21 protein-coding genes and 1 pseudogene are annotated in these 21364 nt (G+C 32.1%); 12 read left to right on the plus strand and 10 right to left on the minus strand.

Annotation, left to right across the window (positions count from 1 at the left end):
• Window positions 1-125 precede the first annotated feature (125 nt).
• From ACUXZJ_RS09480 to blaOXA, 6 genes are all read right to left on the minus strand, one after another.
• Window positions 126-1510 (minus strand): IS3 family transposase gene (locus ACUXZJ_RS09480; RefSeq protein ID WP_370515718.1). Its coding sequence is split into 2 segments (ribosomal slippage): window positions 126-1195 and window positions 1195-1510, totalling 1386 coding nucleotides; the frame shifts between segments, so codons are not numbered across the junction.
• A gap of 387 nt (window positions 1511-1897) precedes the next feature.
• Entirely contained in the window at window positions 1898-2227 is a 330-nt protein-coding gene (locus ACUXZJ_RS09485) for a DMT family transporter (protein ID WP_088420000.1), read from the minus strand.
• Between the two features lie 71 nt (window positions 2228-2298).
• Window positions 2299-2859 (minus strand): Crp/Fnr family transcriptional regulator, encoded by a 561-nt coding sequence (locus ACUXZJ_RS09490; protein ID WP_088420002.1) that lies wholly within the window; start codon window positions 2857-2859, stop codon window positions 2299-2301.
• Between the two features lie 180 nt (window positions 2860-3039).
• A complete protein-coding gene (locus tag ACUXZJ_RS09495; RefSeq protein ID WP_446194810.1) occupies window positions 3040-4695 on the minus strand; it encodes a DUF262 domain-containing protein in 1656 nt (551 codons plus the stop codon).
• 55 nt (window positions 4696-4750) lie between these two features.
• Window positions 4751-4981, minus strand: a complete 231-nt coding sequence (locus ACUXZJ_RS09500) for a hypothetical protein (RefSeq protein ID WP_431413084.1) — start codon at window positions 4979-4981, stop codon at window positions 4751-4753.
• 265 nt (window positions 4982-5246) lie between these two features.
• Complete coding sequence (gene blaOXA / locus ACUXZJ_RS09505; RefSeq protein ID WP_069148676.1) at window positions 5247-6104, minus strand: OXA-1327 family class D beta-lactamase; 858 nt, start codon at window positions 6102-6104, stop codon at window positions 5247-5249.
• A 119-nt stretch (window positions 6105-6223) separates the two neighbouring features.
• Here blaOXA and ACUXZJ_RS09510 point away from each other — a divergent pair, with 119 nt between their 5' ends.
• Window positions 6224-7390, plus strand: a complete 1167-nt coding sequence (locus ACUXZJ_RS09510; protein WP_446196288.1) for a tyrosine-type recombinase/integrase — start codon at window positions 6224-6226, stop codon at window positions 7388-7390.
• Window positions 7391-9509: 2119 nt separating this feature from the next.
• On the opposite strand, the gene ACUXZJ_RS09515 is transcribed toward ACUXZJ_RS09510, so the two are convergent.
• Window positions 9510-9830, minus strand: a complete 321-nt coding sequence (locus ACUXZJ_RS09515) for a DUF4377 domain-containing protein (RefSeq protein WP_081078390.1) — start codon at window positions 9828-9830, stop codon at window positions 9510-9512.
• Window positions 9831-10159: 329 nt separating this feature from the next.
• Between ACUXZJ_RS09515 and ACUXZJ_RS09520 the strand changes: the two are divergent.
• Window positions 10160-10292 (plus strand): annotated as a pseudogene (locus ACUXZJ_RS09520) (IS91 family transposase); the annotation flags it as partial.
• Window positions 10293-10502: 210 nt separating this feature from the next.
• Here ACUXZJ_RS09520 and ACUXZJ_RS09525 read toward each other — a convergent pair.
• The gene (locus ACUXZJ_RS09525) at window positions 10503-11234 is read right to left on the minus strand and encodes a DUF1266 domain-containing protein (RefSeq protein WP_060381901.1); all 732 of its coding nucleotides are present in this window, start codon (window positions 11232-11234) and stop codon (window positions 10503-10505) included.
• Window positions 11235-12410: 1176 nt separating this feature from the next.
• Here ACUXZJ_RS09525 and ACUXZJ_RS09530 point away from each other — a divergent pair.
• From ACUXZJ_RS09530 to ACUXZJ_RS09540, 3 genes are all read left to right on the plus strand, one after another.
• Complete coding sequence (locus ACUXZJ_RS09530) at window positions 12411-13271, plus strand: Rpn family recombination-promoting nuclease/putative transposase (RefSeq protein WP_060381903.1); 861 nt, start codon at window positions 12411-12413, stop codon at window positions 13269-13271.
• Window positions 13272-13345: 74 nt separating this feature from the next.
• Window positions 13346-14218, plus strand: coding sequence for an Rpn family recombination-promoting nuclease/putative transposase (locus ACUXZJ_RS09535; protein WP_063744038.1), 873 nt, complete (start codon window positions 13346-13348; stop codon window positions 14216-14218).
• Window positions 14219-14383: 165 nt separating this feature from the next.
• A complete protein-coding gene (locus ACUXZJ_RS09540) occupies window positions 14384-14590 on the plus strand; it encodes a hypothetical protein (protein ID WP_060381905.1) in 207 nt (68 codons plus the stop codon).
• Window positions 14591-14862: 272 nt separating this feature from the next.
• Here ACUXZJ_RS09540 and ACUXZJ_RS09545 read toward each other — a convergent pair whose 3' ends face one another.
• Together ACUXZJ_RS09545 and ACUXZJ_RS09550 are read right to left on the minus strand one after the other, a co-directional pair.
• Complete coding sequence (locus ACUXZJ_RS09545) at window positions 14863-15096, minus strand: hypothetical protein (protein WP_060381906.1); 234 nt, start codon at window positions 15094-15096, stop codon at window positions 14863-14865.
• A gap of 306 nt (window positions 15097-15402) precedes the next feature.
• Window positions 15403-16569, minus strand: a complete 1167-nt coding sequence (locus tag ACUXZJ_RS09550; protein WP_235588342.1) for a THUMP domain-containing class I SAM-dependent RNA methyltransferase — start codon at window positions 16567-16569, stop codon at window positions 15403-15405.
• Window positions 16570-16701: 132 nt separating this feature from the next.
• Between ACUXZJ_RS09550 and ACUXZJ_RS09555 the strand changes: the two genes are divergently transcribed.
• The 7 genes from ACUXZJ_RS09555 (at window position 16702) to ACUXZJ_RS09585 (ending at window position 21143) form a co-directional block, all read left to right on the plus strand.
• Window positions 16702-17466 (plus strand): class I SAM-dependent methyltransferase, encoded by a 765-nt coding sequence (locus tag ACUXZJ_RS09555; protein WP_060381907.1) that lies wholly within the window; start codon window positions 16702-16704, stop codon window positions 17464-17466.
• A 76-nt stretch (window positions 17467-17542) separates the two neighbouring features.
• Window positions 17543-18235 carry a ZIP family metal transporter gene (locus ACUXZJ_RS09560; protein ID WP_060381908.1) on the plus strand — a complete coding sequence of 231 codons (693 nt, stop codon included), beginning with the start codon at window positions 17543-17545 and terminating at the stop codon, window positions 18233-18235.
• Between the two features lie 40 nt (window positions 18236-18275).
• A complete protein-coding gene (gene murQ / locus ACUXZJ_RS09565; RefSeq protein ID WP_060381909.1) occupies window positions 18276-19085 on the plus strand; it encodes an N-acetylmuramic acid 6-phosphate etherase in 810 nt (269 codons plus the stop codon).
• A 22-nt stretch (window positions 19086-19107) separates the two neighbouring features.
• Window positions 19108-19335, plus strand: coding sequence for a DUF6095 family protein (locus tag ACUXZJ_RS09570; protein ID WP_060381910.1), 228 nt, complete (start codon window positions 19108-19110; stop codon window positions 19333-19335).
• On the plus strand, window positions 19322-19861 hold the full coding sequence (locus ACUXZJ_RS09575) for a DUF1572 family protein (RefSeq protein ID WP_060381911.1): 540 nt from the start codon (window positions 19322-19324) through the stop codon (window positions 19859-19861). The genes ACUXZJ_RS09570 and ACUXZJ_RS09575 overlap by 14 nt, the downstream gene beginning before the upstream one ends.
• Window positions 19862-19882: 21 nt before the next feature.
• Window positions 19883-20254 carry a hypothetical protein gene (locus ACUXZJ_RS09580; protein WP_060381912.1) on the plus strand — a complete coding sequence of 124 codons (372 nt, stop codon included), beginning with the start codon at window positions 19883-19885 and terminating at the stop codon, window positions 20252-20254.
• A gap of 34 nt (window positions 20255-20288) precedes the next feature.
• Window positions 20289-21143: a TerC family protein gene (locus ACUXZJ_RS09585; RefSeq protein WP_060381913.1), complete on the plus strand. Its 855-nt coding sequence runs from the start codon at window positions 20289-20291 to the stop codon at window positions 21141-21143.
• Window positions 21144-21364 lie beyond the last annotated feature (221 nt).

Here is a 21364-nt window from a genome sequence, read left to right on the forward strand (position 1 = left end):
AGCGATAAATTATAGCATTACTCTGAAAAGTATAATGCAGTTTGTTAATAATAAATTCAATTAAGAAGAGTCTCAACCATGTACGTCTTCAAACTAAAGTGGACTTTTCCTAAGAGAGTATTTAGTTAATAATTCAAAGATAAATGTTTTTTTTGATTTGTTGTTAATTTTAATTTTTGGTACTCATTTCTTCGGCCAATAATAGCCATTTTCTTTAATCGTTCACGTTCTTTTAAAATCATTTCACCTCTTCCAAAATAGACATCTGCTGGGGTTAAGTTGTTTAATGATTCATGATAGCGTTCATTGTTATAGCGATAAACAAACTTTTCTAAAGCAGCTTCTAATTCTTCGGGAGCAAAGTAATTATCAAGTTTTACCACGTTTTTCATAGTTCTGTGATAGCGTTCAATTTTTCCTTGTGTTTGTGGATGATTGGGTCTGCCATGTACTTGTTGCATTTGATAATTGTCTTTTAAATACGTTTTTAATTCGCTTGCAATATAGCACGAACCATTGTCTGACAAGAGTTTTGGTTTTTGTTTAGTTACCAATTTTGCTTTTTTAATGGCAGTATCCACAGTTCTTTTTACATCATCGGCTTTCATGCTTGAGCAAAGTTCCCAATGCACAATGTATCGGCTGTAATCATCTAAAACCGTACTCAAGTAATACCAACCCCAACCCAATATTTTAAAATAGGTAAAATCCGTTTGCCACATTTGATGAACAAAGCCTGTTTTGTCTGTAAATTCATTACCTGCACTCAGAAAAATATGAGCTGGAGCTGTAATTAAACCTCTTGACTTTAAAATCCGATAAACACTTGATTCTGATAGGAATATCTGTTGTTCATCAGTGATTTTATAGGCTAATTCTCGAGAAGACAAATCAGGATAATCTAAAGCTAATTTTACAACCAAATTCTTCTGCTCTTGTGGAATGCTATTCCATTGCCTGTTTGCTGCTCTTTTGGTTGGAAGCAATCCTTCAACACCATTTTCGCTGTAAGCATGATACCAATTGTAAAACGTACTTTTATTGATTCCAATCTCCCGAAGTGTTCGATTTACGCCAATTTCTGAACGAGTAACCATGTGAATGATTTCTTGTTTTTCGGATACTGTAAGTCGCATATATTTCTTAAACTTTTCAGTTAATCCAGCATGTCCAAGCTTTTTTTTACAATATCGTAGCGTAAAACTAAATCGGCAATCATTACTTTTAAAGACTGATTTTCTTTCTTGAGCTCTGATACTTCATCACTCGTAGCTTCTCTTGTTACATCGCCTGCTAAACGCTTTTTACCTGCTTCCAAAAATTCTTTGTTCCACTTATAAAACTGAGATTCATTAATGGAATACTTACGACACAATTCTGCAACTGACATTTCTGCTCGTAAAGCTTCCATAACAATCTGAATTTTTTGTTCAGAACTAAAGATTCTTCGTGTGTTTCTACGAATGTCTTTGATGAAATTCTCTGCTGTTTTTTTCTTGGGTGTTTTCATAATAATTCAAATTTAAGGATTTTGAAAACACTCTCTTAGTTTTGAACTAAATCAGTCCACTTTTTGCTGACGATTTACATCAACCAGATTTGGTTAAGAAAAAAAGCGTAGAACGCTATGAAAATATTATTGCCTCATAATGGCACAAATATAAACAAAAATGTCGAGTTGCGAAAAATAATTAACAAGACCAACGAAGTGTTAGTTTTTTTGTCGGGCGTTTAATGCTTGTACATTTACAATGACCGCTAACGTTTTGGGTATTGCCGAAGGCGGGGTTTTTAGCACTAAAGTTCAATCGAAGTACGAATGTTGAACCTTGCACAAATGCTCAATCGAAGCCTTTCAGCCCCGCTTTTGGCAATACCTTGTTATGTGCAGGCATTGTTAGTGTATTGCTGATTTTGAAAAAAAGTTCATCACTATAACTCCAGCAACTATTAGAACTATTCCAATTATTGCAGGAATGTCCAAAGATTGCTTAAAAACCACTACCGAAATCATTGCAGTTAATACGATTCCTAAACCTCCCCAAATAGCATACGCTATACCTAAGTTAATGGATTTTAATGCTTGTGAAAAGAAGAAAAAGCAAGTGATATAAGCTAATACTGTAACAGCCGTTGGCAATAACTTTGAAAACCCGTTTGAGGTTTTCATAAAACTAGTACCTACAACTTCAAAAACGATTGCTAACCCTAAAAATAAATATTTCATTGTCCTATTATTTATACTGATGCAAAGAAACAATAAAATAGAGATGCCTTTTTTGATAAATGTCAAAATCGTTATTTCTTTCTTATACGACTGAGTGTTTCTTGAGAAATTCCTAAATATGAGGCGATGTGTCCTAATGAAATTCGTAAGATAGCTTCTGGTTCACGTTTCAGGAAATCATTGTAGCGTTCTTCGGCTGAATGTGTTTGTAATGAAAAAGAACGCTCTTCTAAAATTTTACAATATTCTTCTGCCATTTTTCTTCCGATTATATTCATTTGCAATGAAACTTTATAGAGTTCGTTTAGGTCGTTACTCGAAATATAATACAAAGTTGAATCTTCCAAAAACTGAATGTTTTCGATTGAGGGTTTATCAAAAAATAGAGGCATAACAGAACCTAATGTTGTATTCTCAAAACCAAACCAAACATTTATTTCTCTTTCGTTCGATTGGTAAAAAGAGCGGACAAGTCCTTTCTCAATTACAAACAAGTTAGAAATTACTTGTCCAGATTTCAATAAAAAATCTCCTTTTTGTTTTTTCAGAAATTTGATTTTGCTTTTTAGTTCGGCTTCCAATTCCAAAGTTAGGTTTCCATATTTTTTAAATTGGTCGATTAGGGGATTCATTGTCTGTCAGCGGTTTTTTTGGTGCTTGCACATAACGTTTTGCGGCTTTGCGAAGAAGCGGATTTCGAAGCACTAAACTGTCAATAAACCACAAATGTTGATACGAGGTAGAATGTTCAATTAACCACTGAACCCGCTTTTTTGCAAAACCGCTGTTACCTGCTGTGTTTCTTTCGGTCGTCATATGTTGGTCGTGTCAAAATAGTGTTTAGCAAAGTCAGAAATACGTTTGTGTCGTTCCGTAATTTCTGTTTCTGTCCATTGAGTTTTTTCTCTGATTTCTGTGTAACTTGATAAAGCTGTGTCCTGAAACAATTCACTTTTCATGTCAAAGGATTTGTTACCGAACTTACTGTTTTGGCTCTGTGTCAATAAAGCCAAGTTGCCTGCAAGTTGTAAAAAGTTCTTTCTAAACTCTTCGCTGTATTCTTCGTCTGTCGGGTTTTGTGGTTTGATATGTTCAATAGTATAACTGTTATAGAGGTCTTTGTCTAACAATGCACCTGAACGGTTTTTAAGTCTTAAACTGTTTTCGTATTGCCACAAAACAAACTTGATTGTATTTCGGTTGTAATGCCATTTTTCGTTGTCAAAATAGTTTGTGATTATGTTTTTAAATCTGTCTCCGTCATTCCAATACCACTTAAATCCTGCTTCTGTTACGTTCTTAATGTCTTGATACAGATTGTCAATATTGTAAGCAACCTTTGGGTTGAAATACTGCTTTGAATAATGAGGCAAATAGTCTGTCCGATAGTCGCCAAGTTTAAGTTTGAAGCAAAGCACTTCTAATAATTTCAAAATCTTTTTGAATGTGTCGCCTGTTACTTCTCCCTTGTAGAAAATTGTCAGCAAAACAAGTTTCCAATTTGCTTCGTTACCAACAAAAAATAGGTTTGTAATATCTGATTGGTTTTTGTTACTTACAATACTTTTAGCACTATGAGTTAGTTCAACGAAGTTTTCAAAGAACAACTTTATCCATTGCGTTTTATTTTCTTCTTTGTTTAACTTTTCTTTTATGGTTTCAATGTTACCACCAATGTTGAAAAACAAATTGCAGTAATTATCTAAAAGTTCATTTTCCGTGAAGTAGCCTTCAACTGCTTCAATGTATCGGTATGTTTTGGAAATAATGCTTTGAATTTCCGCAATGTCATTGTTTGCTTGGTTGTTGTTTGTGCTTTGAATGTAAATCTGGTGCATTAAATATGCTTTGATTACTTCAAATCTTGAAAGTTCTTTGCCACGATTGTTTTGATATTCAAAAACCTGTGTTGCTTCAACTTTATTGGTAATATAAAATGTGCTGATTACAGCATTTTCTAATGTCTGCTGAATTAAGTTTAAATTCTCATTGTCAAGTTTGCTCAACTCTGTTTCAAAGAAGTTAAACGCTTCAATAATTCTCTTTTGTGAAATTGTTTCGGTGTCGTCAATTGCTGAAACCAAATGTTTTTGAGTTACTTTTTTGAAAATCACTTGGTCGTCATCAATAGTCTTGAAAACGTCTGTCAAATAGATTTCTCTAATGCTGTCAATGTTTTCGCCTTTTAGAATTTTGATTTTGGCGATTGCAGAAAGAAAAAGAATTGTTGTTGTAAGTCTTTGCTGTCCGTCAATTATAAAAAGTGTGTTTCCATCTTTTTCAAAAAGGAATTGCCCTAAATAATATTTCTTTCCTTTTTGTTCTAAAAGGTCTTCAAGAAATTGAGAACATTGTTTGTCGCCCCAACTGTAAGCTCTTTGATATGCTGGTATTCTAACACAGTCCGAACTTTTAAAAAGTTTTTGAATGCTTTCGGCTGTTTTATTTTCTGTTTGAATTGCTTCCATTTCTTTGAATTAAAAATAAAATAAAGGTGGCTTCGCCACCTTTATTTTATCGGTTTTAGAGTTTTGTCCACGAGTGAAAAGTTGAGTCAGGACATCCTGAATTACTTGGTGAAGATTTAGCTTGTATTGTTGTTCCACACTTTTTACAACTGTAATTAGTGTCGCCAACTTCTGCAAGTTTTGTCCACGAGTGAAATGTTTTAGCTGAACAACCTGAGTTGCTTGGGCTACTGTCTTTTTTAATTGCTGTTCCGCAATTTTTGCATTGATACCAACTTAAAGCCATTTTTAAAATTGTTTTTTTGTTTGTGCTTACTCTATTCGGTTTTCAGCGTTCCCCGTTTTCTGCGAATTTCGTTTGTCAGTCCGTCAAACTGTGTCGTTGTGAACGGTCGTCCTAACATAGCAGGTAACGTTTTGCAGCTACCCGAAGGTGGCGATTTCGAAGCGGTTCACTGTCAACCAAGCACAAACTTTGATAGATGCACAAAGCTTGATTTAACCACTGAACCGCCACTTTTGGGTAGGTGCTGTTACCTGCTGGCATTCTTTTAAATTATATTCAAGTCTTTAAATACTTTTTTGGTGATTTCTTTTCTGCAATTACCGAAATCTGACCTATTCATTTTTCTATTTTGAAGAATTCTTGTTGCAAAAATATAAGTCCCCTTTTTGGCTTCAACATACCCTGTCCACCATCCTGTATTGGTATTGTTTTCTCTTGTCCAACCTGTCTTAGCTCTTATAGTATAGTCGTCTGTTTGCTCTGTAATCATTACATTTTTCACGATGTCAGTATTACGCTTAGAAAAGGGAAGTTTTTCTTCATATAAAGATTTTAGAAATTCAACCTGATTTTTAGGTGAAATTCCAAAGTTTCCAAAATTCCAAAAATCGGCTTCTGTTTGAGACAAATTATTGTTCCCATACTTGCTCTCAGTTAGGTATTTTTTGTAAGTATCCTTTCCAATTTTCTTTGCAAGTTCAACAAAAACCCAACCTGCTGATGATTCAAAAGCTTCTTTAACTGGCATATCGTGATAAATCTCAGGTCTGTACCCATATTTAATTGTATCTGTACTTCCGACCCATTTAACTATTTCGTTTTCATCTTTGATTGTATTAGTTTCAAGGGCAATCAATAAATTTATAATCTTGAATGTAGAAGCTGGAAGCGTTTCAATCTCTATTCCAACCGTGTCTGATACAATCCATTTTTGACCTTCTACGTCATAAATAGCTATTGAGCCATCAACTCCACAACTGTCAAAGTAGCCTTTGAAGTCGTTCCGTACAGTCATATCGTTTAGATGTAAATTATTTGATTTTTTGTCTGCTTCTTTACTTGACGAACATCCGTTAATAAAAGATAGTATTGCAATAAAAAAGATTAGATTTCTTGATTTCATTTTTTGTTTGACGGTTTTGTTTTATGCTTGCAGGTAACACACAAATATACGCAACTCAGCGATGATTACAAGGAAAAACAAACAAAACTAGGTTCATCTAGCTAATGCCTTTAAAATCAATACTTTTAAAAGATACATCAAATACGTATTTTATGTATCTTTATATAGTTTTATTGCGAAAAATAATATTTAAATATTTAAAATGCGCAGTTATGGATTTATCACAATATCAATTTTCATTCGGCATACATCAAGGTCGAAACATCATTTGGATTCAGTTTAAATATCAGCTTAGTTTGAAAGACGCACTCCGCGAACGCTTTCCATCAGCCCGTTATAGTAGTACACATAAAGCATGGTATTTACCTGACTTAGCTGCCGTTCGTAAGGAGCTAAAACTGCCTCTTAAAACTTTGGAAGAGCAAACTTTTAGTCATATTTCAGAAAATAATCGCTTGGCTGTAATTCAATATAGTAATCAGTTAGATTTAATGGCTTACAGCCCCCACACCAAGCGTACCTATCTGCAAGAGTTTATGCAATTATTGTCACTACTGGGGAACGTTTCTGTAAATTCTCTAACACCAGATAGATTGAAAGATTACTTTCTGTACTGTTTGCAAAAAAATGAACTTAAGGAGCAAAGTATGAACTCTAAAATTAATGCAATCAAATTTTATTTTGAAAAAGTCTTGCATCGCGAACAAATGTTTTTTGATATTCCCAGACCCAAAAACCCTTTAACATTACCCAAAATGTTATCCAAAAATGAAATTGTGAAATTATTCTCAGTTTTGGAAAATAAAAAACATCGGCTTATTTTAAAATTATGTTACGGGATGGGACTACGCGTGAGTGAAATTGTTAATCTAAAAGTAGAACATATTGATAGTCAGTCTATGCGGGTTTTGATTGTAAATGCAAAAGGAAAAAAAGATCGTTATACGAATCTTCCTGAATCGGTTTTAGAAGACCTCCGAGCTTATTATTTAGAATATCGTCCTAAGACATGGTTGTTTGAAGGGGCTTACGGTGGCAATTATTCGATTCGTAGTATTCAAGCTGTTTTTAAAAGTGCTATGAAAAAAGCTAAGATTACTAAAACTATTGGAATACATGGATTGCGACATAGTTATGCTACACATTTAATTGAAGGAGGGGCAGATATTCGTTTTTTGCAAAAGCTTTTAGGACATAGCAATCTTAAAACAACTCAAATTTACACGCATGTTACCGATGTGACACTTTCTAAAATAAAAAGTCCTCTAGATGGATTATTTTTGTGATACCATTTGAAAACCTTAGATTTTCTGGATTTTTTAATATATATTGCTATTTTGTGGTTTAGAATTGGGCGGATATAACTTTTGCTAATACTGACCATTCTGTCTGGAACGTTTTTGCTCTTTTTAATTCCTTTTTTTCTCTTTTTTTGAATATTTTTTGTATCGCTTACGCTAATCTAAATATTTAGTTCTTGGTAGTTTTATCCATTTAAACTTAAAATATACTGGATTAAAAAATAAAGTTCTCGATCTGTTTTTTTCATTTTAAAATAACTCGAACAGACGGTTGAGTATATAATTGAAATCATCGTTAGTTCGAGCGTGAAGCGCATCGAGAATCAAGACTAATTTTTATTTCTTTTATAGGATAGTCTCTAAATCAACATGTAGTTTGTCACTCCTACACAAGGAGGAGTTTGATAATCAACATTGTGTGATTTCTCCCTTTGGTCGAAATGACAAGATTGCGAACTTTTTGGGCAGTCTCGAGGTTAAAAAAATAATATTATAAGGAAATTTCAAAGTTAGATGGTATAAATCAACATGCAGTTTGTTACTCAGTAAGGAGGAGTTTCATAATCAATAGCATGTGATTTCTCCCTTTGGTCGAAATGACAAGATTGCGAACTTTTTGGGCAGTCTCGAGGTTAAAAAAATAATATTATAAGGAAATTTCAAAGTTAGATGGTATAAATCAACATGCAGTTTGTTACTCAGTAAGGAGGAGTTTCATAATCAATAGCATGTGATTTCTCCCTTTGGTCGAAATGACAAGATTGCAAATTTTTTGGGCAGTCTCAGGGTTAAAAAATAGTATTATGAGGAAATTTCAAAGTTTAAAATAATATAAATAAACATGCAGTTTGCACTCCTGCGTAAGGAGGAGTCTTATAATCAATAGTATGTGATTTCTCCCTTTGGTCGAAATGACAAGATTGCGAACTTTTTGGGCAGTCTCTAGGTTAAAAAAATAGTATGATGAGGAAATTTCAAAGTTAGATGGTGTAAATCAACATGCGGTTTGCACTCCTACGAAGGAGGAGTCTTATAATCAATACTATGTGATTTCTCCTTTTGGTCGAAATGACAAGATTGCGAATTTTTTGGGCAGTCTCAGGGTTAAAAAAATAGTATGATGAGGAAATTTCAAAGTTTAAATCGTATAAATCAACATGCGGTTTGTCACTCCTACGTAAGGAGGAGTTTCATAATCAATAGTATGTGATTTCTCCTTTTGGTCGAAATGACAAGATTGCGAATTTTTTGGGCAGTCTCAGGGTTAAAAAAATAGTATGATGAGGAAATTTCAAAGTTAGATGGTATAAATCAACATCCAGTTTGTCTCTCCTACACAAGGAGGAGTTTCATAATCAATATTATGTGATTTCTCCTTTTGGTCGAAATGACAAGATTGTCAGCTTTTTGGGCAGTCTCAGTGTTAAAAAAAGTATTATGAGGAAATTTCAAAGTTTAAAATAATATAAATAAACATGCGGTTTGCACTCCTGCGTAAGGAGGAGTCTCATAATCAATAGTATGCGATTTCTCCCTTTGGTCGAAATGACAAGATTGCGAACTTTTTGGGTAGTCTCGAGGTTAAAAAAAGTATTATAAGGAAATTTCAAAGTTTAAAATAATATAAATAAACATGCGGTTTGCACTCCTGCGTAAGGAGGAGTCTTATAATCAATAGTATGTGATTTCTCCCTTTGGTCGAAATAACAAGATTGCGAGCTTTTTGGGCAGTTTCAAGGTTAAAAAAATAGTATTATGAGGAAATTTCAAAGTTAGATGGTGTAAATAAACATGCAGTTTGTTTCTCCTGCGTAATCCTGCGTGAGGAGGAGTCTTATAATCAACATTGTGTGATTTCTCCCTTTGGTCGAAATGACAAGATTGCGAGCTTTTTGGGCAGTCTCGAGGTTAAAAAAAAGTATTATAAGGAAATTTCAAAGTTTAAAATAATATAAATCGACATGCAGTTTGTCACTCCGACGTGAGGAGGAGTCTTATAATCAATAGTATGTGATTTCTCCCTTTGGTCGAAATGACAAGATTGCGAGTTTTTTGGGCAGTCTCTTGAAATTGGATTTTTTTGAATGTTTTTTAAGGAAAAACTTTATTTTTTCTTTTTATAGACTTCTTTTATCAGAGTATATTTTATACTTGATCCGTCAGCTGGTGGATTTGGTATTTTTTCTTCTTTAATAATAAGTTCATATTCATTGCCTTGTTCGTATTTAAATCCTTCTATATTATTATAGAGGAATTCCCATTCTTTTTGATTTTTGTCCCATTTTATTTGTAAACATTGGGTTTCCATTACTCCTGCGTTACAAGGTTTTGTTTGAGCTCCAATATAAATGGTTTTTTCGTCTTTGTTCATAGAATTACAAGACATTAGTAAAAAGGTAAAGGTTGATAAAATTATTCGTATCATATTTATTTAGAGAATATAAATTAAACTGTAATTAAACTATGTTGAACTAAATCTTCGGTAGTTGCATTGCGTATTTTGATTATTTTTCAAAGATAACTTAATTATTTATTATGGCTACAAAAAAAAGCATCCTGATGATTTAAGAGAAAACAAAATCCTAAATCAAGCCAAACGAGAAGTAGAAGGCTTTTTAGTACTTATTTACCGCTTTGAACGTAGCATTTCTATATTAGGGAGAAGTCAAAGCACATTTAGCAATTATGCTCGACACGTTGCCGTCGCCGCGCTTTATTTCGGGAAGATTCCAACGGAGTTGGAATCTTCCCACCATTAGTAACCATCGACTCCAAGAAGTAAATTTAAAAGGTGTAACTTTTAGTTACAAGGATTACAAGACGTTTTGCTTTGCATATACTTCCTAAAAACTTTTTTAAAATAAGACATTACGTTTTTTTGAGTAGTATGGGGATTTTGTACCCATAAGTTAAGGAAATCACTATAAAAACCACCCAAAGTAGACTTCAAAAAAAGAGGCGTTTATGCCTCTTGTATATTCTTAAATTTTCACTTCGATATTCCCATAGTGGATGGAATCTCAACGGTTCCGTTCAACAGAGGTTTCATTGTTAGCTTTTCGAGCCCAACGAAACCTTAGCTGTTGGCGGTAGTTTTTTATTTAAATTTATATTTTGTATAAATATCTATGTCTTCAATTTTTCTATAAGCCGCCCCTTTACTTGTGTAGATTTGCTTCGTTTCAATTATGATTTGATCTAAGTCAAATCCCTGAATTGTTCTTCCTAGTAAAAAGGATATTGTGTAGTCATCCCAATTTTTACCTTTAATATTTGCTATTTCAGAAGCTTTTTTCATAATTTCCCAAGTTTCGTTTTCTGTTAAATACCCAACCCAATGACACCATTTTGTAAGTGATACAGCTCTACAAATGTCCCAAGCATAAGCAGATTTTACTTGCTCTACTTTATTTTGCTCAATTCCTAACCCTTTTGCAATTTTTTTTTGAATGGAACTCAATTCTTTTGATTGTTGGTTAATAATTGGTTCAAATTCATTACTTCTTTCTAAATTTAATAATTTATTTAGGGTTTCTTTTGCTTCTGCGGTATTTGAAATTTCCCACTGTTGTTTTAGTCCTCCTATATATTCAAACAAGTTTTTTTCAGGTTTCATTCCAAGTATTTTTTCGCCTCTATAATAAAATAATATTCCTCCAAAGGATAGTAATCTTTTTTGTTCTTCGGTTAATGGTAACCCTGAATTATTTTTCTCAAATTCATCTAAGAGCTTTTGATTTCTTTTTTTCATTATTGTTTTTAAGAAAATCATATAGACAATAAATAGTACTGTAACTCCTCCAATAATTAAATAAGTGTTTGTTGTCATTTTTTGTTAATTGTTTTTATTAAAAGTTATAATTTATTTTATCCTCGGTCATTTTACAAAATTGTACTAACGTCAGTCTATGAAAAAAATTCACAAACTATGTCAAGTATAACTAAAATGATTAGTTTTTAAAAAATAAATTTTGTGCTTTTAAGTATGTAACCTATAAGTGAAGATCTTGATTTTTTAGAAAAATTACTAACAAAGACATCAGGTTCTTTGAAGAAAGACCGAGTAAAGACCTTGATCCTAATTAAGAAAGGGAAATGTGTTTGTTTTAGTGATATAACTAAGAAGCTTGGGAGAACTGAAAAGACAGTAAGAGTTTGGTTTAAAGACTATTTAAAAAATGGTATTTCTGAAATGTTATGTGTTAGAAGTAGGGGAAACAATACTAAGCAAATATCAGATAAAATGGTGAAGTCTATTGAGTAGAAATTGACTGATTCAAAAACAACAATTACATCTTATATAGAATTATTAAGATTACTTGAAGCAAAACGAAACGGTTAACTATGGAACTTTATATTGTAAACGAAAACATCAATCAAAGTTAAAAATAGCAAGAAAATCCCATTACAAAAAGAAAGAAAACACGGAAGTGTTTTTGGAAAACCTTGTAAATAAGCTCGAAGAGTACAGAATTATTCTTGATAAAAATAATTTAAAATCTGTAAATTTATACTTTCAAGATGAAAGTCGCTTCGGGTTGATCACAAAATAAAAAGAGTTATTATGGCAAAAAGAATGAAAGCCATTGGTACCTATAAGCTCAGTTATCTCTAATTGGCTTTGGGGAAGTTTTTCCCCCATAACAGTTGAGAGTTTTTGTATGACAACACAGAGTGTTTGTAAAGAATTATTTATAAAATATTTGGAATCATAAACCAACAGAATTAAAGATTATGATAATTGATAATGTAGCATTTCATTCCACAAAAAATGTAATATCACTGAGAACATATTTCTGTTACCAATTCCTCCATATTCTCCAGGACTCAACCCTGCTGAAAAAATCTGGCAATGGATGAAAGGTAAAATTGCAATGAAAATTTATGATACTCTAGCCGACTTAAATCAAAAAACGTTAGTTAGAATACCGTCACCGAAACTCCTCCGAAATTTAACATCAAAGATTATTTTTTGTAAATTTGACAAAGAAAACAAGTTGAGAACATGAAGGCAAAATACATCAATCCCTTTACGGATTTTGGGTTTAAGAAGATATTTGGGGAAGAAGCCAGTAAAAACCTACTTATCGACTTCCTCAATGCCTTGTTGCCAGAATATGACCAGATCAAAGAACTTTCTTTTAAAAACACCGAGCAACTCGGGCAGAGCGACCTCGATAGAAAAGCCATCTACGACATCTATTGCGAAAACGAAAAAGGCGAAAAATTCATCGTAGAACTCCAAAAAGCCAAGCAAAACTACTTCAAAGAAAGAACCATCTATTACTCCACATTTCCCATTAGAGAACAAGCCGAAAAAGGCGAATGGAACTATAATTTGAAAGCGGTTTATTGCGTAGGTGTTTTAGATTTCACCTTCGACGATTACGAAACAGAACCCGAAAGAAGCGAAGTAGTACATACCATCAAACTAAAAAACCAAAACGGAAAAGTATTTTACGATAAACTGACCTATATCTACTTAGAAATGCCCAATTTTGACAAACAGGAAAACCAATTAAATTCCCGTTTAGACAAATGGTTATATTTCATCAAAAACTTGGAAGATTTTCAAAATATTCCCACAATTTTCAAAGACGAAGTATTTACCCAAGCCTTTGAAAAAGCAGAATTGGCAAATTTCGGGCAATTAGATTTAGACAAATACGAGAGCAGTCTTAAAGTTTACCGAGATTTAAAAGGCGTTATTGACACTGCTTTCGACGAAGGAAAGATGGAAGGATTAATTGAAGGAAAGATGGAAGGAAAAATAGAAATGGCGAAATTAATGAAATCGGAAAACGAAACAATTGAAAAAATCATAAGATATACAGGACTTTCCAAAGAAGAAATCAACAAGCTCTAAAATAAGATACTAGAGGTAACATCAACATCAAAGGTTATTTTTTGTAAATTTGACAAAGAAAACAAGTTGAGAACATGAAGGCAAAATACATCAATCCCTTTACGGATTTTGGGTTTAAGAAGATATTTGGGGAAGAAGCCAGTAAAAACCTACTTATCGACTTCCTCAATGCCTTGTTGCCAGAATATGACCAGATCAAAGAACTTTCTTTTAAAAACACCGAACAACTCGGGCAGAGCGACCTCGATAGAAAAGCCATCTACGACATCTATTGCGAAAACGAAAAAGGCGAAAAATTCATCGTAGAACTCCAAAAAGCCAAGCAAAACTACTTCAAAGAAAGAACCATTTATTACTCCACATTTCCCATTAGAGAACAAGCCGAAAAAGGAGAATGGAACTATAATTTGAAAGCGGTTTATTGCGTAGGTGTTTTAGATTTCACCTTCGACGATTACGAAACAGAACCCGAAAGAAGCGAAGTAGTACATACCATCAAACTAAAAAACCAAAACGGAAAAGTATTTTACGATAAACTGACCTATATCTACTTAGAAATGCCCAATTTTGACAAACAGGAAAACCAATTAAATTCCCGTTTAGACAAATGGTTATATTTCATCAAAAACTTGGAAGATTTTCAAAATATTCCCACAATTTTCAAAGACGAAGTATTTACCCAAGCCTTTGAAAAAGCAGAATTGGCAAATTTCGGGCAATTAGATTTAGACAAATACGAGAGCAGTCTTAAAGTTTACCGAGATTTAAAAGGCGTTATTGACACTGCTTTCAACGAAGGAAAGATGGAAGGAAAGATGGAAGGATTAATTGAAGGAAAGATGGAAGGAAAGATTGAAACGGCTAAATCCTTAAAAAAAATAGGTGTTTCAGTAGAAATCATTACGCAGGCAACAGGCTTAACCAAAGAAGAAATCAACAAACTATAATAAGGTGCTACTACGACAGCTAAGTTTTCGTTGCGTGCGGAGCACGAACATGAAACCTCTGTTTCCAGTCTGCATATCCAGGACACACGCTGTCGATTGAACTAAACCTTCGGTAGTTGCATTGTGTATTTTGATTATCTTTCAAAGATAACTTAATCATTTATTATGTCTACAAAAAAGCATCCTGATGATTTAAGAGAAAACAAAATCCTCAATCAAGCCAAACGAGAAGTAGAAGGCTTTAGCGAATTTATTTACCGTTTTGAGCGTAGCATTTCTATACTCGGTAGAAGTCAAAGTACTTTTAGTAATTATGCTCGGCACGTTGCTGCCGTTGCGCTTTATTTTGGGAAGATTCCAACAACGTTGTGAACTACCCACCATTAGCTACCACGGACTTCAAGAGGTAAATCCAAAAGGGGTAACGTTTAGTTACAAGGATTTGTAGATAATCTAGGAAAAAACATAGAGTTTGTGTTTATAAAGGTGTGAAAAAGGGAAGTGGGTGTTTAAAAAGCAGTAACTTAATGTTTAACTTGTTGCTTCAACGGGAAGAAAAGTTATCTTATCAAGGACTATGAGATTTCGTTTGAGTTTCTTTTTGATCCAATGAAAGATTGCGAACTTTTAGAACACCCTTTTTGTTATTCTATTGTTTTAACTCCTTTAATAAAAATCCACTTCATAAAAATTTTTTCTCCATCACGTGTTGTAATTGCTTGAAATTTAGGTGCTAATATGGTGCTAATAACAAAAGCAGTCATAGGAATCCACCAGCCATTTAAATGGGTATATTGATTAACCAAGTAACGTGCTGAAAAAAAGAAAAGAGCGAAGGATAAAAAATTATAAATAAAGGTTTTTGTTTTTTTGTTCATTATATGTTTTTTAGAATTTTTGTACGTAAAAATTGATTAAGTTTTTATTTAGATTTTAGTGTAGATGTAATCTTTTTTGAATAAAATTGTATCCTGCTTTATTATTAAAACCAATATTAAGAAAACTAATAATGTAAAGGGGTGTTTGTTCCTATAACTAAGGGTTGAGTTAAATAAAGAAAAAAATAATTCTATTAATGCAAAATAATACAGTGTTTGTATACTACTTAATAAACATTCTAGAATTATATTTTTCAATATTTATATTTTTAAAATAATAACGGCTGAATTAATGATAGGGTAATTTTAACTATTGGTGTTTAAAAATTTTCCTTTTTTACTACCTTCATACATTTCAAATTTAGCTAAACGGGTTTCTAGCTTTCCATTGAATAGTTTGATCTTTCTTGAAGGTTTTAATCCTACGAATTTCAATGCGTCTATATTACCCGTTATGAACCAAGCATGGGTGTTTGGATATCCTTGTTTTAGGGTATCACCTATTTCGCGATAAAAACGTTCTAAATGAATATCAAGACGCTCTCCATAGGGTGGATTAAAAACCATGTGTAATGGGCCTTCCAATGTTTTTTTAGTTTCAAAAAAGTTTTGTTCGCGAATAATGATGTATTCATCTAGATTGGCTTGTGTAATATTGGTTCGGGCTTTCATTACAGCACTTGGAGCTTTATCGTAACCGATAATTTTATAATGAAATTCTTTTGTTTTGTTTAACAATGAATCCATTATTTTATCAAATAAATCATTATCCCAATCATTCCATTTTTCAAAAGCAAATTCCTTGCGATTGATATTGGCAGGAATGTTGCAAGCAATCATAGCAGCCTCGGCTAAAATAGTGCCTGAACCACACATGGGATCCATAAAATGACAACTACCATCCCATCCTGATAATAATAATATTCCAGCTGCTAATACTTCATTTATAGGCGCAATATTGGTTGCTGTTTTATATCCTCTATGGTGTAAAGAATCTCCTGAAGAATCTAAGGAAACAGAACAGTTTTCTCTATCAATATGTACATTGATACGTATATCTGGACGTTCTTTGTCAATACTCGGACGATGGCCTAATTTTTCTTTAAATTGATCTACAATGGCATCTTTGCATTTTAATGCCACAAATTGCGAATGATTAAAATATTCTGAATTTACCGTTGTGTCAATTACAAAAGTTTGATTGGCTCCAAAATATTGAGCCCAATCTATTTGTTGAATCCCTTTATATAAACTAGATTCGTTATAAACTCTAAATTGATGAATTGGTTTTAATATTTTTAAGGCTGTACGCAATGCTAAATTAGCTTTGTACATAAATCCTTTATCGCCTAGAAAACTCACCATACGAGTTCCTATTTCTACTTTTTGAGCACCTAAAACTTGTAGTTCTTTTGCCAACACTTCTTCCAAACCAAAAAGTGTCTTAGCAACCATTTTAAAATTATTATCCATAAATTATTTTAAATTCCAATAGTCAAAATTTTAATTTCCCAATCTCAAATCCTATAATATTTTCAAACATCAAATTTTAAAACTGAAATTGGAATGCAAAAATACTTTAAATTTGTATGCAAATAAGTATAAATGTCAGAATTATCAAATCATAAAGCACAGACCCCAGAAGCCAAATCAGAAAATTGGTTTGAAACTTGGTTTAATTCCCCTTATTATCATATTCTTTATAAAGAACGAAATGACCAAGAAGCACAGTTATTCATGGATAACTTAACACATTATTTAAACTTACCTGAAGAAGCTAAAATTCTAGATTTAGCGTGTGGAAAAGGACGACATTCTATTTATCTGAATCAATTAGGATATGATGTTACAGGAGTAGATTTAGCAGAAAACAGCATTTCAGAAGCAGCTCAGTTTAGTAATGAAAAGTTACAATTTAAGGTACATGATATGCGCGAACGTACAGAAGAAAAATACGATGCGGTATTTAATCTTTTTACTAGTTTTGGTTATTTTGAGAATGAAAGTGATAATTTAAAAACCTTAATAGCTATCAAGGAAAGCTTAACGGAATATGGTTTTGCGGTTATTGATTTTTTAAATGTTAATTATGTGATCAATAATTTAGTTCCTGAAGAGATCAAAACAGTTGATGGAATTGATTTTTATATTAAAAGGGATCTAAGAGAAGGACATATTTTTAAAGAAATTAATTTTGAAGATAAAGGGAAAAAATACCATTTTACAGAAAAAGTTCGTGCCTTGACACTACAAGATTTTGAAACTATGATGGAAGAAGCAGGGATCTACCTTTTAGAAATTTTTGGAGATTATAAACTGCGTAAGTTTTATAAAAACGAATCGGAACGATTAATAATGATTTTTAAATAAAAGTTGACGGATTCATTTGAATATTGGTTTATTTCAAAATCCGCTTTTCAAATGAATTTATCAGAAATAAACATAAATGATATATTTAATTCCTTTTTTATCTGTTGTATTAGGTTATATAGTAGCTATTTTTTTGCAACCTAAAAACAAGAAGAATCTAAAATTATTATTAGCTTTTAGTGGTTCTTTTCTATTAGCGTTGACTGTTTCTCATTTGCTTCCTCAAATTTTTACAGGTGTAAATAAGGAGATAGGGGAGCATTTGCATAACAATATAGGAATGTTTATTATGGCTGGAATTTTATTTCAGATTATCTTAGAATATTTTTCACAAGGAGCAGAACACGGTCATGTACATGGACACAATGATTTAGCACATATTCCTTGGGCTTTATTTGTAAGTCTGTGTTTGCATGCTCTATTAGAGGGAATGCCAATCAGTCAACACCCTCATGTGGCATGGGGAATATCAATACATCACTTTCCTATTGCAATTATTTTGACAATTTTTTTAATTCAATCCCATCTAAATAAAATTCAAATAGCTATATTTATGTTAAGCTTTGCTTTAATGACTCCTATGGGAACGTATATTTCAGTTAGTATGAATTTTCTTGTACCTTTTCATAAAGAAATTACAGCATTTGTTATAGGTATTTTATTTCATATTTCTTCTACTATTATTTTTGAAAGTAGTGAAGGACATAAATTTAATCTAGCTAAATTAATTGCTATTATATTGGGAATTGTTTTAGCTTATTTTATGTAAAATGTAAATTAAAGATGCTTTCACTTTAAATGTATAAAAAATGACCTTCATAAAAACCACAGAACAATCATCAGAATATCAAGATTTAGAAAAAATGTCGGTTCATGACTTATTGATTAATATTAACAATGAGGATAAAACCGTTCCCTTAGCAATAGAAAAAGCATTGCCACAAATAGAAGCATTAGTTCATCAAATTGTAGAAAAGATGAAAATAGGCGGAAGATTGTTTTATATAGGAGCTGGAACTTCTGGAAGATTAGGAATTGTAGACGCTTCAGAATGCCCTCCTACGTTTGGAGTTCCGTTTGATAGAGTCATAGGAATAATAGCAGGAGGAGACACCGCTATCCGAAAAGCAGTAGAATTTGCAGAAGATGATAGAGAACAAGCATGGAATGATTTAGAAGCATGGGATATAAATAAAGATGATGTCGTTATAGGTATAGCCGCTTCGGGAACTACACCTTATGTTTTAGGAGGGTTAGAAAAATGCAATGATAAAGGGATTATAACAGGCGGAATTACCTGCAACGCTGGAAGTCCCTTAGCATTAACCTCTACATTTCCCATAGAAGTAGTTGTAGGACCAGAATTTGTAACAGGAAGTAGTCGTATGAAAGCAGGTACAGCTCAAAAGTTAGTTTTAAATATGATTTCAACCTCTACTATGATTCAATTAGGACATATAAAAGGGAATAAAATGGTTGATATGCAATTAAGTAACATAAAACTAATTGATCGCGGCGTAAGAATGATAATGAATGAAATACCTGTAAATTATCAGGAAGCCGAAAGACTTTTAAAAGAACATGGAAGTGTTAGAAAAGCAATTGTAAATTATCTTTAAAATATAAACAACATTAATCAATATGTCAACTAATAAAGATGTTTTATTAAAAGGAATAAAAACGTTAGCAATGGCTCTGCCTCTTATGTTTATAGGGCCGTCTGTTATTTTTAGCGCATTCAAAAATCAAGGACATCCATTTTATATTCCTGTTCTAGGTCTAGGAGTTATTTTATGTTTCTTTTCAATATATCTTATATTCAAAGGAATTCAGACTATCATGAAAAGTTTGTTTGATGGAAAATACTAATCTCTATTTAGAAAGTGTAAAAAAACAGATGTTTTATTACAAAACTATTGCTGAGAAGGCTATAGATCAGTTGAATTCAGAACAATTATTTGTAATGTCTAACGAAGATACCAATTCAATTGCTGTAATACTACAACATATAGCGGGTAATATGTTATCACGTTGGACCGATTTTCTTACTTCTGATGGAGAGAAAGAATGGCGTGATCGAGATGCTGAATTTGAAAATAAAATAATGACTAAGGAAGAGCTTTTAGTCTTATGGGAAAAAGGATGGAAATGTTTTTTTGATGCAATTAATGACTTAAAACCTCAAAATTTAAGTCAAATTATTTACATTCGAAATGAAGAACAAACTGTTATAGACGCTATTAATCGTCAGTTAGCACATTATCCATATCATATCGGACAAATTGTTTTTTATGCTAAAATGCTAAAAAATAAAACCTGGAACAGTTTATCTATTCCTAAAAATCAGTCAAAAGAATATAATAATATCAAATTTTCAAAAGAAAATAATTTATAAAATCCTTAAACAACTATTAAAATGTTTAAAAATTTATTTTTCCTTCTAACACTTTTTTTTGTTTCTTGTTATAATGTAGAACGTAATTGCAATGATTTTAAAACAGGTACTTTTAAATTTGATGAAGAGATAGAAGGGGTTAAACACACTTCTACTTTTGTACGTAATGATTCTTTACAAATAGAAACATTTGGAGGAAAAATAGATACAGCTAAAGTACGATGGGTTAACGATTGCGAATACATACTGCAAAAAGTAAATCCTAAAAATTTAGAAGAAAAAAAAGCAATTCAGATAAAGATACTGAGTACCAATCAAAAAGGTTATTATTTTGAATATTGTTTTGTAGGAGAATCAAAAAAACAAAAAGGTTTTGTAACAAAAATAAAATAGTCGCGTATAATGATTGTAAATTCAAAAAAACAAAATGGAAATCTTATTTAACCCAGATGCTTGGATAGCATTATTAACTTTAACATTTTTAGAAATTATTTTAGGAATTGATAACATTGTTTTTTTATCAATCGTTTCCGGAAAATTAAAAGAGGAAGAGCAACCCAAAGCGCGTCGAATAGGGTTGTTATTAGCCATGGCTTTTCGTATTGTATTACTATTTGGTATTACATGGGTTTTAAGCTTGCAAGAAGTTTTATTTCACCTTGATTGGGGATGGCTTCAAGCAGGAATAACAGGGCAAAGTCTTATTATATTTGGAGGAGGTTTGTTTTTATTATACAAATCAGTATCTGAAATACATCACAAATTAGAAGGCGAAGAAGAAGGTGAAAAAGGAAGTGCAAGTAGTAGTTTGTCAGCAGCTGTTTTTCAAATTGCAGCACTAAATTTAGTTTTTTCTTTTGATAGTATTTTAACCGCTGTTGGATTGGTAAGTATGAAACCTGCTCCTGAGGGTTTTGGATATGAAGGAGCTTTAGTGATTATGATTCTTTCAATTATTATTTCAATTGTTATTATGATGATATTTGCGGGACCAGTGAGTAAATTTGTAAATAATCACCCAACGATTCAAATTTTAGGGTTATCATTCTTAATACTAATAGGTGTAATGTTGTTAGCAGAAGGAGGACATCTTGCTCATATTGCTTTCTTTGGAGGCACAGAAGTACATAGTATTCCTAAAGGATATTTATATTTCTCAATCTTTTTCTCTCTATTTGTAGAATTCTTAAACTTAAGAATGAAAAAATCTAAAAACCCTGTTAAATTACATAATAATAAAATAGCAGATGCTAAATTAGAAGATCAAGATTTTACTAATTAAGGATCGTTTTAAAAGAAAAAAAACTATTTTATTTTAGACTTTTAATATAAAGGATGTCCTAAAAAATAGTAATTCTTCAATATCCAGTTTGTCACTTCGACGAAGTAAGAACACATTTTTAGTATTATGTGTATTTCACTTGTTCAATTCGTTCGAATTTTTCTTTTCAAACATAGGATGAAGGTTACAATTTTTTTAGGACATTTTTATTTTATATAAAA

Source organism: Flavobacterium sp. TN-1 (assembly GCF_052828645.1).